At 63.2% G+C, this 1232-nt stretch carries 1 protein-coding gene; it reads right to left on the bottom strand.

The genetic code is table 11. The features are described from left to right. A partial coding sequence (gene glmS, locus CK226_RS34260) for a glutamine--fructose-6-phosphate transaminase (isomerizing) (protein WP_095794119.1) occupies positions 1–1232 on the bottom strand: 1232 nt, incomplete at both ends.

Here is a 1232-nt window from a genome sequence, read left to right as displayed (position 1 = left end):
GATTTCGCCAGATTGCGCGGCTGGTCGACGTCGGTGCCCATGAACACGGCGGCGAAATAGGCCAGCATCTGGATCGGCAGCGCGTAGATGATCGGCGAGATGATTTCCGGCACGTCCGGCAGGATGATCGTCTCCATCGTCTTGACGCTCACCTGTGCGGCGCCCTTGGCATCGGTGATCAGGATGATCTTGCCGCCACGCGCCGCCACTTCCTGCATGTTCGACACGGTCTTCTCGAAAATGCGGTCATGCGGCGCAATGACGATGACCGGCATGTTCTCGTCGATCAGCGCGATCGGCCCATGCTTCAACTCGCCCGCCGCATAGCCCTCGGCGTGGATATAGGAGATTTCCTTGAGTTTTAGCGCGCCTTCCATGGCGAGCGGGAAATTGGTGTCGCGGCCGAGATAGAGCACATCCTTGTAGCGTGACAGTTCGCGCGCGATCCGCTCGATCTGCTCTTCGAGCTTGAGCACCTGGTTGGCATAGCGCGGCGCTTCCGAAAGCGCGCGCACCAGGGTCTTTTCCTGCTCCTGCGAAATCACCCCGCGCGCCACGCCGGCGCGCACCGCAAGCGAGGCCAGGACAGAGAGCTGGCAGGTGAAGGCTTTCGTCGAGGCGACACCGATCTCGGGGCCGGCGAGTGTCGGCAGCACGACGTCGGATTCGCGCGCCATGGTCGATTCGCGCACATTGACGACGGCGCCGATCTTCATGCCGGCCTTGCGGCAATAGCGCAGCGAGGCCAGCGTGTCGGCGGTCTCGCCCGACTGCGAGATGAAGAAGGCGGCATCGTTGGCCGACAGCGGCATCTCGCGGTAGCGGAACTCCGAGGCGACATCGATATCGACCGGCAGCCGCGCATAGCGCTCGAACCAGTATTTGCCGATCAGGCCGGCGAGATAGGCGGTGCCGCAGGCCGAAATCGCCAGCCGGCCGATCCTGGCGAAGTCGAACGGCAGGTCGAGCGGCTTCGAGACGCCGGAGACGAAGTCGACATAATGCGCCAGCGTGTGCGAGATCACCTCGGGCTGTTCATGGATTTCCTTCTCCATGAAATGCCGGCGGTTGCCCTTGTCGACCATGAAGGAGGTCGACAGCGACTGCTGGCGCTTGCGCTCGACTTGTCTGCCGTCGATGTCGAAGATGGCGACGCTGTCGCGGCGCACCACCGCCCAGTCGCCATCCTCGAGATAGGTGATCGAATTGGTGAACGGCGCCAGCGCGATGGC

Source organism: Mesorhizobium sp. WSM4311, from assembly GCF_002295115.1.
Lineage (GTDB): Bacteria > Pseudomonadota > Alphaproteobacteria > Rhizobiales > Rhizobiaceae > Mesorhizobium.
The sequence above is the reverse complement of the archived record's forward strand: the minus strand, read 5'-3'. Positions and strand labels throughout refer to the sequence as shown.